14 protein-coding genes are annotated in these 13,689 nt (G+C 56.3%); 9 read left to right on the top strand and 5 right to left on the bottom strand.

Annotated elements, in window-relative coordinates; all coding sequences use genetic code 11:
• The coding region (locus tag KUF73_RS10160) for a transposase (protein ID WP_218437899.1) at window positions 1-258 on the top strand (258 nt) is incomplete at its 5' end.
• A gap of 349 nt (window positions 259-607) precedes the next feature.
• Window positions 608-1,864, top strand: coding sequence for an OprD family porin (locus tag KUF73_RS10155; protein ID WP_218437898.1), 1,257 nt, complete (start codon window positions 608-610; stop codon window positions 1,862-1,864).
• A gap of 95 nt (window positions 1,865-1,959) precedes the next feature.
• Here KUF73_RS10155 and KUF73_RS10150 read toward each other — a convergent pair whose 3' ends face one another.
• On the bottom strand, window positions 1,960-2,427 hold the full coding sequence (locus KUF73_RS10150; protein ID WP_218437897.1) for a MarR family transcriptional regulator: 468 nt from the start codon (window positions 2,425-2,427) through the stop codon (window positions 1,960-1,962).
• A gap of 201 nt (window positions 2,428-2,628) precedes the next feature.
• Here KUF73_RS10150 and KUF73_RS10145 point away from each other — a divergent pair, with 201 nt between their 5' ends.
• From KUF73_RS10145 to KUF73_RS10130, 4 genes are all read left to right on the top strand, one after another.
• The gene (locus tag KUF73_RS10145; RefSeq protein ID WP_218437896.1) at window positions 2,629-3,249 is read left to right on the top strand and encodes a TetR/AcrR family transcriptional regulator; all 621 of its coding nucleotides are present in this window, start codon (window positions 2,629-2,631) and stop codon (window positions 3,247-3,249) included.
• Window positions 3,250-3,369: 120 nt separating this feature from the next.
• On the top strand, window positions 3,370-4,878 hold the full coding sequence (locus tag KUF73_RS10140; protein ID WP_218437895.1) for an efflux transporter outer membrane subunit: 1,509 nt from the start codon (window positions 3,370-3,372) through the stop codon (window positions 4,876-4,878).
• Window positions 4,875-6,062: an efflux RND transporter periplasmic adaptor subunit gene (locus KUF73_RS10135; RefSeq protein ID WP_218437894.1), complete on the top strand. Its 1,188-nt coding sequence runs from the start codon at window positions 4,875-4,877 to the stop codon at window positions 6,060-6,062. Before KUF73_RS10140 ends, KUF73_RS10135 begins: the two co-directional genes overlap by 4 nt.
• A 12-nt stretch (window positions 6,063-6,074) precedes the next feature.
• Window positions 6,075-7,595, top strand: coding sequence for an MFS transporter (locus KUF73_RS10130; protein ID WP_218437893.1), 1,521 nt, complete (start codon window positions 6,075-6,077; stop codon window positions 7,593-7,595).
• Between the two features lie 86 nt (window positions 7,596-7,681).
• Here KUF73_RS10130 and KUF73_RS10125 read toward each other — a convergent pair whose 3' ends face one another.
• From KUF73_RS10125 to KUF73_RS10115, 3 genes are all read right to left on the bottom strand, one after another.
• Window positions 7,682-8,971 carry an MFS transporter gene (locus tag KUF73_RS10125; protein ID WP_218437892.1) on the bottom strand — a complete coding sequence of 430 codons (1,290 nt, stop codon included), beginning with the start codon at window positions 8,969-8,971 and terminating at the stop codon, window positions 7,682-7,684.
• Window positions 8,972-9,033: 62 nt separating this feature from the next.
• Window positions 9,034-10,236 carry a CaiB/BaiF CoA-transferase family protein gene (locus KUF73_RS10120; protein WP_218437891.1) on the bottom strand — a complete coding sequence of 401 codons (1,203 nt, stop codon included), beginning with the start codon at window positions 10,234-10,236 and terminating at the stop codon, window positions 9,034-9,036.
• A gap of 1 nt (window position 10,237) precedes the next feature.
• Window positions 10,238-11,035, bottom strand: coding sequence for an enoyl-CoA hydratase/isomerase family protein (locus KUF73_RS10115; protein ID WP_218437890.1), 798 nt, complete (start codon window positions 11,033-11,035; stop codon window positions 10,238-10,240).
• Between the two features lie 153 nt (window positions 11,036-11,188).
• Here KUF73_RS10115 and KUF73_RS10110 point away from each other — a divergent pair, with 153 nt between their 5' ends.
• Entirely contained in the window at window positions 11,189-11,866 is a 678-nt protein-coding gene (locus KUF73_RS10110; protein ID WP_218437889.1) for a GntR family transcriptional regulator, read from the top strand.
• Between the two features lie 71 nt (window positions 11,867-11,937).
• Here KUF73_RS10110 and KUF73_RS10105 read toward each other — a convergent pair whose 3' ends face one another.
• A complete protein-coding gene (locus KUF73_RS10105) occupies window positions 11,938-12,840 on the bottom strand; it encodes a LysR family transcriptional regulator (RefSeq protein WP_218437888.1) in 903 nt (300 codons plus the stop codon).
• Window positions 12,841-13,003: 163 nt separating this feature from the next.
• Between KUF73_RS10105 and KUF73_RS10100 the strand changes: the two genes are divergently transcribed.
• Together KUF73_RS10100 and KUF73_RS10095 are read left to right on the top strand one after the other, a co-directional pair.
• A complete protein-coding gene (locus KUF73_RS10100) occupies window positions 13,004-13,201 on the top strand; it encodes a 4-oxalocrotonate tautomerase family protein (protein WP_218437887.1) in 198 nt (65 codons plus the stop codon).
• 85 nt (window positions 13,202-13,286) lie between these two features.
• Complete coding sequence (locus KUF73_RS10095) at window positions 13,287-13,640, top strand: putative quinol monooxygenase (protein WP_218437886.1); 354 nt, start codon at window positions 13,287-13,289, stop codon at window positions 13,638-13,640.
• The last annotated feature ends 49 nt before the right edge of the window (window positions 13,641-13,689 follow it).

The raw sequence follows: 13,689 nt of genomic DNA, 5'->3' as shown, positions 1-13,689 counted from the left end.
GCCTGGAGCTGGAGAACGGCATGGAAGCAATGGCTGCGCCATGCTCATGAAAGCGAAATACCTGCTCTGATCCAGTTTGCCAAACGGCTAAAGGCTTACTGGCGGGGCATCGTGAGTCGGGTTCGCTGGCCGATGCACACCGGTCAGTTGGAAGGAATAAACAATCGAATAAAGGTCATCAAGCGGATGGCGTACGGTTACCGGGATAGCGAATTCTTTTTCATGAAGATCAAGAGCGTCTTTCCCGGCAATCCGTGATGAACCTAAAAAAAGGCCCGCGCGTGGGCGGGCCAAAAAAGTGCATCAAAGGAGTGATGAAGTGGAGATACACCTGCATTCGTGCGCAAGCCGCACCCTGTGCATTCATCCCCGCTAGCTTACCCGTACTATTGAATCCTACATTATTGATTTTATTGATTATTGGAATCGTAAATAGGACTTATGCCTGAGCCGCTTCCAATAGTATTTATCGTCCCGCTGCAACGGGTGGGAACTCCTAGACGAACAATTGCCCCCGCCAATAACCCACCTTCAATTGTGGTTATCAACGACTTTTGCAGCCTCCTGCCAACACCGAAATCAAGAAAACAGCTATTGGGAGTATCTGATGTTTAATCCTAAACATGTCGCGATCGCGTGCACGTTGATCTCGGCAAGCACGTCTTATGCGTTTGCCAGTGATCAGTCCGACGCCAAGGGCTTTATTGAAGACAGTGACCTGAAATTGCTGTTGCGAAACGCCTACTTCGATCGCGACTACAAAAACCACACCAATGACGCCAAGGTATGGGGCCAGGGTTTTATTGGTACGTTCCAGTCAGGCTTCACCCAGGGAACCGTCGGTGTCGGCCTGGATCTCTATGGCTTGCTCGGTGTGAAGCTCGATAGCGGTCGCGGGCGCAACTACACGGCCTTTTTCGACGCCGACAGCGATGGCCGCCCTGTCGATGACCTTTCGGAAGCGGGGGCTACTCTGAAACTGCGTTTCTCCAACACCGTATTGCGCTACGGAAACCAGTTCCCGTCCATGCCGGTGCTGGCCTATGACGATTCGCGCCTGTTGCCCCAAGCATTCACTGGCACTCTTGTCACGAGCAAGGAAATCGAAGGGCTGGAGTTGAATGCGGGGCGATTCACTGCGGATAGCCCGATGGGCGATCCGGCACGGGACCCGAACCACCTCAAAAGTATCGATGTGATTGGCGGCACCTACAGCGTGACCGACGCCTTAAGTGTCGCGGCATATCACTCTGACGTGAAGGACACCTACAAGAAGTACTACGGCAACGTAAACTATACCGTGCCGTTTTCCGAGTCCCAGGCGTTGAACCTCGACTTCAACATTTACCGCACCGACTATGCCGATGGCTCTCAAGCGGCGTTGGATTTTGGTGGCGACGGCGTCAATGACACCAACACAATCTGGAGCCTGGCGGCCAAATACAGCGTCGGTGCGCATGCGTTTATCGTCGCCCATCAGCGTAACAGCGGCGATGCCGGCTATGCCTATGACTACGGCGACGGTGGTAGTGCCATTTATGTCGCCAACTCTTACTACTCCGACTTCAACCTGAAAGACGAGCAGTCCTGGCAACTGAGTTACGAACTGGATTTCGCGGAGTTCGGGGTACCAGGGCTCACTTACAAGACTGCTTATGTGCGCGGCAGCAACATCGATGCCGGGGGGGAGCAAGACGGTACGGAGCGTGAGTTCTTCAACCAGGTCAAATACGTGGTGCAGGAAGGCTCATTCAAGGATCTGTCATTCAAGTTGCGCAACTCGATCTACCGGGCAGACCGCGATGTCGGCCCTAACTTGAATGAAGTCCGGGCTTTCATCGAATACCCTCTAGACATACTCTAAGAAATCTAGCGGTTTGACTGAACGATTGCTGGATAGCCGCGCGGCGGCATTGGAATTCAATTGCCGCCGCGACTGAAGGAGTATTGCCACCCTGTCTATTTAACCGATGAATTTCTTTCCTGTAGCGAATTTTTAATCAACTTCCCAATGGGGACCAAAGTCGGGCCAGCGAAAAGTGCAGCCATCTGCATTACATCGGTGCCGACATTGCCCAGCAGGTTTTGCCACTGCTCATTCAATGCGTCCAGAGCAAGCTCATAGATTTCGAGGCCTTCGTCTGATAACTGCAATGCAACCATTCGTCTATCCGGCCGGTCGCGTCGACGTTGCACAAAGCCTGCTCTTTCGAGTTTTTCAGTACTCAAGGATATTTTGGAGTGCATGATATTCAGATGACTGGCGCACTGACTCGTAGTCGTTACGGCACCCTGGGCCAGGCTATCAAGAATTCGAAAATCCAGAACTGTCAGGTTGTGGCTGGCAATGGATTTTTCTATCCACTCCCCCATCGCTTTATTAACGCTCTCAAGCACATTAAATGCGTCAATTAAATGCGTAACCACTCACGCCTCCAAATAGGTAGTTCGATTAATTACTGTAACAGCAACTCCCGAAATAGATCATATTTAAATGCCATACTCACTATTCACAACTTGAATAGTTGAAGCGGGCTTCTCTTATTGACCGAATTTATTTTTTAACTTATAAATACCGACAGTTTCTATTGACGCTTTTTACGTTCGCAAAACCAGTCAGAGCAGCATATGACCTCCAAGCCCGACCAGCCCAAACCTGCCAAAGCGCGTAGCCGATCCTCCATCGGTGCTGTACGCAGCCCTCAGAGCACAGAAGCCATTCTTGAGGCCGCAGCTGCGATCCTTGAGGAGCGTGGCTATCAGGCATTCACGATGGACGCGCTGGTGGAACGTGCCGGCTCGAGCAAGCCTACGATCTATCGCTGGTGGAAGAGCAAGAGCGCGCTGCTCAGGGATGTGTATGAACGCACCGCCCTGACGTTTGTGACACAGCCGAACACCGGTGATCTGGAGAAAGACCTAATCGTTCACTTGCGCTCCCTCTGGCACTGGTGGCGTACATCGAGCGCGGGCGAGACCTTGCGCAGCTTGATTGCCGAGATCCAGCACGAGTCGACAGCGCTTGAGGAGTTCCGCAAAGAGTTTCTACCCCGCCGCGAGCGCACGTTACGAAAGATCTTTGCCCGGGCAGTGGAGTCGGCGGAAATCCAGGAAAGCCCCGCCATTGATAGCGCCGTCTCGATGCTGACCGGGACGTCCTGGCTTCACCTGGTCACCGCAGACCTCGAAAACCTGGATGACATCGACAATGCCGTTGCCATCATCGTGAAGGGCTTGAGGTCTCGATAAATCGGCAATACCGCTTCGGCGGTTTTTTAATGAGCATAACGACACTAACAGTGTTTATTAATTTTTTTGGCGAAAGCCCTGCCCTCTCTTATTTTCACCGCATGCTTCAGAGAATCGTTAATGAGAAGTCCATTTAATCAGGGCGCAAAGGACAGGTTGCCCTTCCCGAAATCAGGCAGGATCGCGTCGATAGCGATGGCGCTGGTGATGCTTTCTGGATGCACGTTCAGCGATCTGAAACCGCAATCACGCATGTTGCAGCCTACGGAGGTCAACGAGACGCTTGCCAATAGTGGAATCAAGCTCTCCGAGGCTTCATGGCCCACTGACAACTGGTGGAGCAGTTTCAAAGATCCTCAACTTGACGAGTTGATAAGTGAAGCGCTCAGCAACAGCCCTACCCTTCGTTCCGCCGCAGCGCGTGTCCACCAGGCCAGCGCACTGGAAGCGATACAGGGTGCCCAGTTGTTCCCTGACGTCAGCGCGTCCATGAGTGTTACCCGCGAGCGGTTCAGCTCCAATGGCACAACCCCTGCGCCTGCAAAGGGCACATGGCAGAACGTCCACCAAGGGACTTTGAATGTCGGCTATGAACTGGATTTCTGGGGCAAGAACCGCTCTTCAGTCGAGGCGGCTGTGGGCAGGCGAAAGGCATTGGAAGTGGATGAGCGCGCTGCTTCTCTAATACTCTCTTCCTCGATCGTACAAACGTATATCGCCTTGCAAAATGTCTATGAACAAATCGACGTGGCACAGGCCCTGCTCAATCAGCAGGAACAGATTGAGGAACTTACTAAAAAGCGTTTCGTCGCCGAGCTCGGTACGGAAATTGACATCAAGCAGTCACAGGCCGCATTGCCTGCCAGTAGAGCCAATATTGCAGCGCTCAAAGAGTCCATCGAACTCAATCAAAATAAACTCGCATCACTGCTAGGCAAAGGGCCTGACCGTGGACGCACGATTAACCGACCTCACCTGCAAGCAAGCGCCACGGTCGTGATGCCGTCGAATATCCCGGCTGAACTGATCGGTCATCGACCGGATGTTGTGGCTCAACGCTGGCGCGTGGAGGCCTCTGGTCATGAGATTGATGTTGCCAAGGCGCGCTTCTACCCGGACGTGAACTTGACGGCTTTCGTTGGATTGCAAAGCCTGGCTTTCGACACGTTCAACGATCACAGTAGCCGCATTTTGGGAGTGGCGCCGGCGGTCAGTCTGCCCATTTTCGAAGGGGGCCGCTTGCGCGGCAACCTCGATGCGCAGGATGCGGCATACGATCTCGCTGTTGAAAACTACAACCAGACGGTCATCGACGCGCTGCGTGACATCGCCGATCAATTGTCTTCGCTTCGCTGGTTGAAGGAGCGCCTGGCGCAACAGAACGAGGCTGTAGCGACTGCAGCGGCCGCAGCGGATCTCGTGGACAAGCGCTATGCCGCGGGCCTGGCGACCTATCTGCAAGTCTTGGCGACACAGAACGCCACGCTCGTTGAAAAACGCCAATTGGTCGACTTGCAGTCCAGAGCGATTTCCTTGCAAGCCAACTTGAGCCGGGCTCTGGGTGGTGGGTACCGCCCGGAAATGCCCATGACCGCCAATGCAAACTCTACCGTAGCTGATAAATCATGACGTCCAATACTTCCCCCACTACTGAATCCGTAACACGAAAAGCCCCCTTCATGCCTCGACTCCTTTTGATTCTGGTCATCGCGCTGTTGGTGGCGGCGTTGGCAGGGTGGTACGTGCTGAAGCAGGGAACAGAAACCACCGACGATGCCTATGTCGACGGTAACATCGTTCAGGTGACTTCTCAGGTCAGCGGTACGGTGACGGTCATCAGTGTCGACAATACGGATCACGTCGACACTAATTCACCACTTGTCACACTGAATGCCGTGGACGCCGAGATTCAATATGAGCGCGCCAAATCCAACCTGGCCCGGGCTGTACGGCAGGCACGCACTCAGTATTATCAAGTGCAGCAGTTGCAGGCCGAGGTCAACCAAAGACAAAACGACGTGCGCAAGGCACAGGATGATGTACGCCGCCGCAATCAGCTTGCCTCCAGCGGGGCAGTTTCCCGAGAGGAGATCAGCCATGCCGAAGAAGTTCTCAAGAATGCTGTTTCGGGCCTGGAAGGCACTCGGCATGCCTTGGCAGTTCGCCTTGCTATGGTGGACAACACGACGCTTCGAACCCACCCTGACGTTCTCGTTGCTGCAAGCAATCTGCGTGATGCCTACATCTCACGGCACCGCACGCAGGTCTACTCCCCTACCTCAGGCATCGTGACCAAACGTAGCGTGCAAGTTGGGCAGCGGATCAGCCCGGGCGTGGCACTGATGTCAGTTGTGCCCATGGATCAGGTTTGGGTGAACGCCAACTTCAAAGAATCTCAACTCGAACATTTGCGTATTGGGCAATCCGTCCATCTAAGCGCCGATGCCTACAGCCGCCATGTGGATTTCCATGGAACGGTTGTCGGGCTGGATGCTGGCACGGGAAGCGCTTTCTCCCTGATGCCGGCGCAAAACGCCACAGGCAATTGGATCAAAGTCACCCAGCGCGTGCCTGTGCGAATAGCACTGAAGCCTGAAGAAGTTGCACGAAATCCGCTACGCCTCGGCTTGTCCATGCGAGTTTCGGTGGACACCTCTGATACCAGCGGCCCCGTGCTTAACACTCGAACACCGCCGCAACCGGCTTATAGCACCGACATTTTTAACAACGAGCTTAAAGATGCCAACGACATCGTCGAGCAAGTGATCATTGCTAACGCAGATCGTCCTGGCTCCAAAGATTTGAATCTGTAACGGGGCCAAACCATGTACAGAAAGAATGCCGCCTTATTACTGACGGTGGGACTGTTGTGCGCGCTGGAGTATTTGCAAGCAGGCATGATTGCTTTTGCCTCGGCGCCAATCCGCGGGGAAATAGACGCCAGTCCCGAAGAGTTCACGCTTGTCGCTGCGCTGTATGCGTGCATCGCCGTCGTGGTCATCTCCAAGCAGCGCTGGCTGGTCGAGCGGCTGGGTTGGCGTAACTTCATGCTGGGTTCGATCAGCATTTACGTAGTGGGCGCATTCGTGTGTGGTGTGGGGACGGATCTGAGCACCTTCACCGTCGGTCGCGTGATCATGGCATTGGGTGGCGCATCGTTCATGACATCCGCGCGTTTGATGGTCAACCTGCTCCCGCCTGGCCCCGGGCGTTTTGTCGGGATCAAGGTGTTTGCTACCGGTCTGGCTGGCGGTACAGCTTCGGCGCCATTCCTCTCGTCACTTGTGGTGGTTGAAGACACCTGGCACGCCATTTTCGGGATATTGGCCGCCGGCGCTGTGATCGCAGCTTTCCTGTGTACGCGTTTTCTGCCCAATACCCTTGCGCCGGAAGATGAAAGAACGCCCTCCAGCCCGGCAAATATCCTCTTGTTAGCGGTCAGCAGTTTTTTCCTTCTTTATGTCCTTCAACGCTCCTACTACGACTTTTACAACGAATCATTCATTCTCATCGCATTTGCGCTACTCGCTGCGCTGGGCATCTATATCTTTTTCCATGCCGAACACGGCAAACATGCGCCTTTTCTCAAGGTTAAAGACCTGATGCAACACCGCTACATGCTAGGGGTGGCCCTCTTCTGCTTCACCTACATAGTGCTGGGCGGCAACAATTACATCTTGCCGTACTTTCTGCAGACCGGGCTGGGCTATTCATGGGACACAATCGGTACGTTTCAGGCTTTCGGGTTGGCGGGAGCGCTAGTCACCTGGGGCATCATGTCCGTGGTTATTCCCAAATTCCCCGCTCCGAAGAAGTTTTTCGTGGCCGGGTTCGCAGCGCTGGTCGGCTTCGGCTGGATGGCTTCCGCCCTTACGCCTGGCGCGAATATGTGGGCAAACATCTTGCCTGCGCTGGTGCTTAACGGTTGTTTCGTGATGCTGGTACTCGCCACGGCGGCCATGCAGACATTTCGCGATGTGACACACCATGACACGCTGTTCGCCCACGCCTATCAGATCAAAAGCATGCTGGCGCAGATAGCCATGGCACTCGGCACAACCGTTGCGACCTTGTTCCTGCAATGGCGCACCACCGTGCAATACAACAACCTCAACGGTCACTTCAGCGCAGGCGATCCGCTCTATCTGGAACAGACTCAGATGCTGGCCCAGGCACTCACACCTACCGTTGGTGCGGGCCCCGCCAGCCAGATTTCGGTAGCGACACTTGCCCAATCCTTACACCAACAATCAACCCTGGTCGCGAGCATGGAGTATTTCTGGGCAGTCATCATTGTCGCCAGTATTGCTCTGGTTATTTCCATGACGCAGAAGACTTTCAAGTGAGGCCGGCGCTGCTCAGCGCCTCCCCACTTGCCAGCCTGAATCAAGTCGTTGTATTTAACGCCATGGAGATCACGCAGTGGTCGTTATCAAATTGCCGGGTTCAAATCCAACTGCGTAGACTGCGTCGTTCTCGCTTCGAATGCGTTTTGCGGCTTCATGGTAAAGGTCAGCAGGACCCCGCATGCCAGTACACCGATCGAGACCATGAACGGCAGGCTCCAGTCACCGGTCCTGTCGATCAGGTAGCCGGCCAGCAGCGGGCTGATGATGGTGGCGGTGGCTGCGGTGCCGTTCATGATGCCGCTGGCAGTGCCGGCGCGGTCGTGGGCGATGTCCATTGGGATGGCCCACATCGGTCCAACCGTCATTTCATTGAAGAACAACGCCAGCCCCAGGAAGATTAGCGAATACATGGGCTCCTGGAATAACAGTACCGGAATCAGCGCCAGCCCGGTCAGTCCCATGCAAATCGCCACCAGCCAGGTTCGAGCCAGCTTGAGATTACCTGTGCGGTGCAGGATCTTGTCGCTGATCCAGCCGCCAAGCAGGTCGCCAACCACTCCGGCGAAGAACACGCCGGAGGTAAACAGCACGGCTTCCTTGATGTTCAGTTTGTAGTTATGCATGAAGTACATCGGGATCCAACTGAGCATCAGCCAGAGAATCCAGTTGTAGCAAAAGTACACGCTGGAGACCGGAAGCATCCGTTTGAACAACCGCGCGTAGGTTCCGGGAGCGTCCTTCTGACGCACCTTCGGTTGGGGCAGTGCAGCCACCTCTTCGGGGGTGATTCGCGGGTGATCGGCGGGTTTTTCGGTGTAGGCCACGAACCACAACACCACCCAGCCGAAGCTCACCGCACCCAGCAGGTAGAAGGCGAAGCGCCAGTCGTAGGCGGTCATCAGGCCCATGACCATGACCGGTGCCATGGCATTGCCCAGGCGTGCCGCCGAGTGTGTGATGCCCTGGGCGAAACCGCGCTTCTCCTTCGATACCCAGGCCGCCATGGCGCTGGTGGCCGCAGGGAATGTCGCGCCCTCCCCTAGTCCCAGCAACATGCGCGCCGCGACCAGGCTCATGAAGCCGCCGGCCATGCCGGTGAGCACTGTGGCGGTGGCCCAGACAAAGGCGCAGGCGATCAGGGTGCGTTTGGCGCCAAAACGGTCACTGACCCAACCCCCGATGAACTGGAAAATCATGTAGGGGTAAGCGAAGGCCGAAAAGATGAAGCCCAACTGAGTGTTGCTCAATCCCAGCTCGGTGCTGAACTGTCCGGCGGCGGTGCTGACGTTGACGCGATCGACGTAGGTGATGAAGTACATCAGGCACAGCAGCACCATGACGGTGGTGGTTGCCTTGAGCTTGAACCTGTTCATGTTCGCTACCTTTTTGTTGTTGTAGATAACTCGATGTTTGGGTTACGGGGAATTGCCGTCGGTCAGCCGACCGCGGCCAAAATCGCCCCCTCATTTCTCAGTTCGGCGATGCGCTGCGCATCGAAACCGTACTCGTGAAGAATCTCCAGGGTGTGTTCGCCATGCAGCGGGGCCGGTCGGTTGACTTGCTTGGGGGTTTCGGAAAAGCGAATCGGCAAGGCGATGCTGCGGGCCGAGCCAGTCACCGGGTGGTGGGTTTCAACGATCATTTCCCGTTCCAGAATCTGCGGATGCGCCACTGCCTGGGCGATGTCCAGAACGGCACCCACCGGCAGACCGACGGCATCCAGCCGCGTGACCCAGTTATCGGTGGTGTCCTGCACGAGGCGTGCAGTAATCAGCGCTACAAGTGCGTCGCGGTGGCGCATGCGCTCCGGGTTGCTGGCGAAACGCGGGTCATTGGCAATTTCCGGGGCGTCCAGCACCTGCAGCAGGCGATCGTAGTTGCCCTGATTGGCCGCGCCGATATTGATCCAGCCATCGCGGGTGCGAAATGCCTGATAAGGCGTGCTGGTGGAGTTGGCCGAGCCCATCTTGGGCAGGATTACCCCTTCGGAAAAGTAATTGGCCGCCGGCCAATACATTTGCTGAAAACCGGCTTCGAGCAACGAGGTATCGACCACTTGGCCGCGCCCGGTCTGCAGTTTGTGTGCATAGGCGGCAGCGATGCCCAAGGCAGCCAGGATTCCGGCATTGATGTCGGCAATCGGCGAGCCGGCCTTGATCGGGTCCTGCCCCGGTTCGCCAGTGTTGCTCATCATCCCCGACAAGCCTTGGGCAATCAGGTCGAAGCCACCCTTGTCGGCGAACGGGCCGGTGCGTCCGTAGCCGGACACCGAGCAATAGATCAGCCCCGGGTTGAGTTCCTTGAGGACGTCATAGCCCAGGCCGAGTTTTTCCATGGTGCCGTTGCGGTAGTTTTCAGTCACCACATCCGCGTCGGCCAACATTCGGCGCAGCACTTCTTTGCCGCCCTCGGTCTTGAGATTCAGGGCGATGTCACGCTTGTTGCGATTAAGCATCATGAACGAGGCGGATTCGCCATGGTCCAGGATCGGCGCGAAGCGTCGACAGTCATCGCCACCATCCATTTTCTCGACCTTGATGACCTCAGCCCCCATGTCGGCCAGCATCATTCCGCAGACTGGGCCAGACATGATGTGCGACAGCTCGATGACTTTCATTCCTGCCAGTGGTCCGGCCATGTTATTGCCCTCCGAAAACGGGTTTGCGCTTGGCCAGAAAGGCCTGATAGCCGATCTGGAAATCCTCGGTGCCAAAGCAGGCGAAGGCTTCTTCATATTCCTCATCGGTCAGCGGCGCCGGGTTCACCAGGCGGCGAACAAACTGTTTGTGCCAACGCGCCACCAACGGTGCGCCGGCGGCAATCCGCTGGGCGCTCTGCAAGGCGCTGGCTTCAACCTCGGCATCGGCCACCACTCGGCTGACCAGGCGTTTTTCCAGCGCCTCCTGGGCACCGAACACGCGCCCTTCCAACAGAATCTCGAGCGTCACGTCGGGCCCGGCGATACGCATCAGGCCGCCCATTTCGTCATGGGCCATGGCCAGCCCGAGCTTGTTGACGGGGACACCGAAACGGCTCGACTCACCACAGATGCGAATGTCGCAAAGGGACGCGATACCCAGCCCGCCACCCACGCAAATGCCATGGATCATCGCTACCAGCGGGTGGCGACAGGCATCGATGGCCTTGAGTGCGTCGTGCATCACCCGACCGTAATCCCGGGCCTGATCGACAGAGTTTCGATGGGTTTCAAATTCCGAAATGTCATTGCCCGGCGCGAAGGCCTGGGTGCCGGCGCCGCGAATCACCACACAGCGCACGCTGTCATCGGCGTCGAGTTGGCGCATGGCAGCGGCCAGCAGTTGCCAGCTTTGCAAGGTGGTGGCATTGAGCTTTTCGGGGCGGTTGAGCACCACGGTGGCAATCGGGCCGTTGCGTTCGACCAGGACCACATCGGGCGATGGGGAGAGGCTGTTCATGCAGACACCTTTAGGTAAATTCTTATATTTGGGATGCCAATTTCATAAATTGGTATCCCAAATATAATCACGACAGAAATTTACGCAAGATCTTTATGACGCCGTTGGTCTGTCCGGTTAAGATTCGGGATACCAAAGACAGAGAGTGACCCGATGGCCGAGTTCAAGCCACAGATCAACGAAACCGCCTACCTGGCCCTGCGCGAGAAAATCATCAGCGGTGAGTTGCAGCCGGGGGCGCCCCTGTCGGAGCGCGCGATCTGCGAGGAACTGGAGGTTTCCCGCACGCCCCTGCGCGAAGCAATCAAAATGCTTGCCCGCGAAGGCCTGGTGGAAATTTCTGCGACGCGAAGGGCTCGGGTCGCCAGTCTGTCGCTGGATGAAGCTGCCAACATGCTCACCTTGCTGGCGGCGCTGGAAGGCCTTTCCGGCGAGCAGGCCTGCCAGAAAATTTCGGCGAGCGACATTGCCCACCTGGAATTCTTGCAAGCGGCCATGCGGCTTTCCCATGAACAGGCGGATCTGGCCAGCTATTTCGATCTCAACCAGAAGATCCACCTGGAGATCCTGCGCATTGCCGACAACAAGGTCCTGAGCGAAATGTTCGGCAACCTCAATGCACGTCTGCGCCACGTGCGCCGCCGCTTGAACCCGACACCCGGACGATGGATGCAGGCGGTGACCGAGCATGAACAGATGTTGGCGTATCTGAAGAAAGGCGATGGCAAGAAGCTGCGTGCGCTGATGGAAGATCACTTGCGCAACAAGACTGACGTATTGCTGGCAACGATGCTGGAACATGGCATTGTCAGTACGCAGCGTGGTAAGTAGTCCGAGTCACATTTACGACCCCTGTGGCGATGAGTCATCCAGCGATAAACCCCGCCCGGAAGCCGTTTACATCACTGCAAATGCGCACATAGCTTGACCAGCTCATCGACCACATACCTGACCTTCGGCCTTAGGTGAGACACCTTTGGCCACACGGCATGCACATCGACAGCTTCTGGTTCATACACTTGCAAAACCTCCACCAACCTGCCCGCCTGGATATCGTCCTGGAACAGGCTACGTGGCATCTGGCACAAGCCTGTGCCGGCGACCGCCGCGAGAATCATGGCTTCCCCGTCGCCAATCTGGTGGGTCGACGGTGGTGCGTATCGTACGGTCTGCCCCGCCTGCATGACCCGCCATGACAGCGGCTGGCCGCGTCGATGCCCGACAATGCAACGGTGCTGACTCAAGTCTTCCAGGGTCTGCGGAATGCCAAAGCGCGTCAGATAGTCGGGGGCGGCACAAATGGCCCAGCGTTGTCGGGTCAGCCGCCGCGCCACCAGACCGCTGGTGTCTTGCAGTTCTCCGAAGCGGACCAGCAAATCGATGCCCTCCTCGAAGGGATCAACCAAGTGGTCGGAGAACGTCAGGTTCAGTTGCAAGGCCGGGTATTTTTTGGCGATCTCAAACAGCAATGGGGCCACGACCCGGCGCCCGAATGCCACAGGAATGTCGACTCGCAGACGTCCGGACGGTTCACCACCACCGGGCCCCAACCCGCTCTCTGCGGCACCCATTTCTTCGAGGGCGGTAGAGCACGCCACGAAATAGGCCTCACCATCCGCGGTCAGGGAAATGCGACGCGTTGTGCGATGGAACAACTGTGTGCCCAAGCGTTCTTCCAGGCGCGCAATGGCTTTTCCCACGGCAGATTTCGACAGGCCAAGGCGCTCGGCAGCCTCAGTGAAGCTCGTCGAGCGGGCAGCCACGACGAACGTGATGACGCCTTGAAACGAATCGATAGGGACCATATCTGCTCGCCAATTGTAGAGTGTTAGTCTACCCACATTATAGTTTTTGGCCGTTTATCGCCAGTATGTTCGCCAGTAGAATAGATTCCAGAAATACAGCAGTGCAGATCGTGATCGTACGTCGTGCACTCCTCTCCCGATCAACGCCCAAAAGGACATCATCATGCCCGTCGTACGAGTGAGCTGGTTTGAAGGTAAAGAACACGCGCAAAAAGCCGCTGTTGCCGCCGACATCACCGAAAGCATCGTTAAACACACCGGTACAGATGCCAATTACATCTACGTCATTTTCGAGGACGTCGCCGCCTCGGATTGGGCTGGCGCCGGCAAACTGTTCGGGGACGCGCCCAAGAAATCCTGACCCCCATCAGCACCGAATGCATCGGCTTGACCAGCGATGCATCCTCAACAGGCTTTTCATGAAGCCTCTGACGCAAGGGCTACTCATGCACCCATATATCTCCTGCCTGTTCTCCCTCGCTGTAAAACCCGAAGCGTTTGGAGAGTTCAAGGCGCTGATTTCGAACATCGTGGCAGCCACCCGCACCGAGCCCGGTACGCTGGTTTACGAATACAGCGTCAACGAAGACAACAGCACCGTTCACATCCTTGAACGCTACAACGCCGATGCCGTTGTCAGTCACGTAGACACCACCTTTGCACCGTTCGGCAAGCGTTTCCTTGAGCTGTGCACCGTCACCAGTCTGGTGGTCTATGGCATCCCAGATGCAGAAATCCGCAAACGCCTGGATCCGTTCGGCGCGGTCTACATGACTCCTTTCGACGGCTTCAGTCGCTAAGTTCATTGACTGCGCAGGCTCACGACAAACAGGGTCTGCGCACTTCCCC

Origin of the sequence: Pseudomonas sp. PD9R, from assembly GCF_019200975.1 — a bacterium.
GTDB lineage: Bacteria > Pseudomonadota > Gammaproteobacteria > Pseudomonadales > Pseudomonadaceae > Aquipseudomonas.
Note: the sequence above shows the minus strand (reverse complement) of the source record. Positions and strands in the feature narration are given on the sequence as shown.

Coding starts and splice junctions, on each gene's coding strand:
- KUF73_RS10155 (WP_218437898.1), top strand. CDS start 608: ATGTTTAATCCTAAACATGTCGCGATCGCGTGCACGTTGATCTCGGCA.
- KUF73_RS10145 (WP_218437896.1), top strand. CDS start 2,629: ATGACCTCCAAGCCCGACCAGCCCAAACCTGCCAAAGCGCGTAGCCGA.
- KUF73_RS10140 (WP_218437895.1), top strand. CDS start 3,370: ATGAGAAGTCCATTTAATCAGGGCGCAAAGGACAGGTTGCCCTTCCCG.
- KUF73_RS10135 (WP_218437894.1), top strand. CDS start 4,875: ATGACGTCCAATACTTCCCCCACTACTGAATCCGTAACACGAAAAGCC.
- KUF73_RS10130 (WP_218437893.1), top strand. CDS start 6,075: ATGTACAGAAAGAATGCCGCCTTATTACTGACGGTGGGACTGTTGTGC.
- KUF73_RS10125 (WP_218437892.1), bottom strand. CDS start 8,971: ATGAACAGGTTCAAGCTCAAGGCAACCACCACCGTCATGGTGCTGCTG.
- KUF73_RS10120 (WP_218437891.1), bottom strand. CDS start 10,236: ATGGCCGGACCACTGGCAGGAATGAAAGTCATCGAGCTGTCGCACATC.
- KUF73_RS10115 (WP_218437890.1), bottom strand. CDS start 11,035: ATGAACAGCCTCTCCCCATCGCCCGATGTGGTCCTGGTCGAACGCAAC.
- KUF73_RS10110 (WP_218437889.1), top strand. CDS start 11,189: ATGGCCGAGTTCAAGCCACAGATCAACGAAACCGCCTACCTGGCCCTG.
- KUF73_RS10105 (WP_218437888.1), bottom strand. CDS start 12,840: ATGGTCCCTATCGATTCGTTTCAAGGCGTCATCACGTTCGTCGTGGCT.
- KUF73_RS10100 (WP_218437887.1), top strand. CDS start 13,004: ATGCCCGTCGTACGAGTGAGCTGGTTTGAAGGTAAAGAACACGCGCAA.
- KUF73_RS10095 (WP_218437886.1), top strand. CDS start 13,287: ATGCACCCATATATCTCCTGCCTGTTCTCCCTCGCTGTAAAACCCGAA.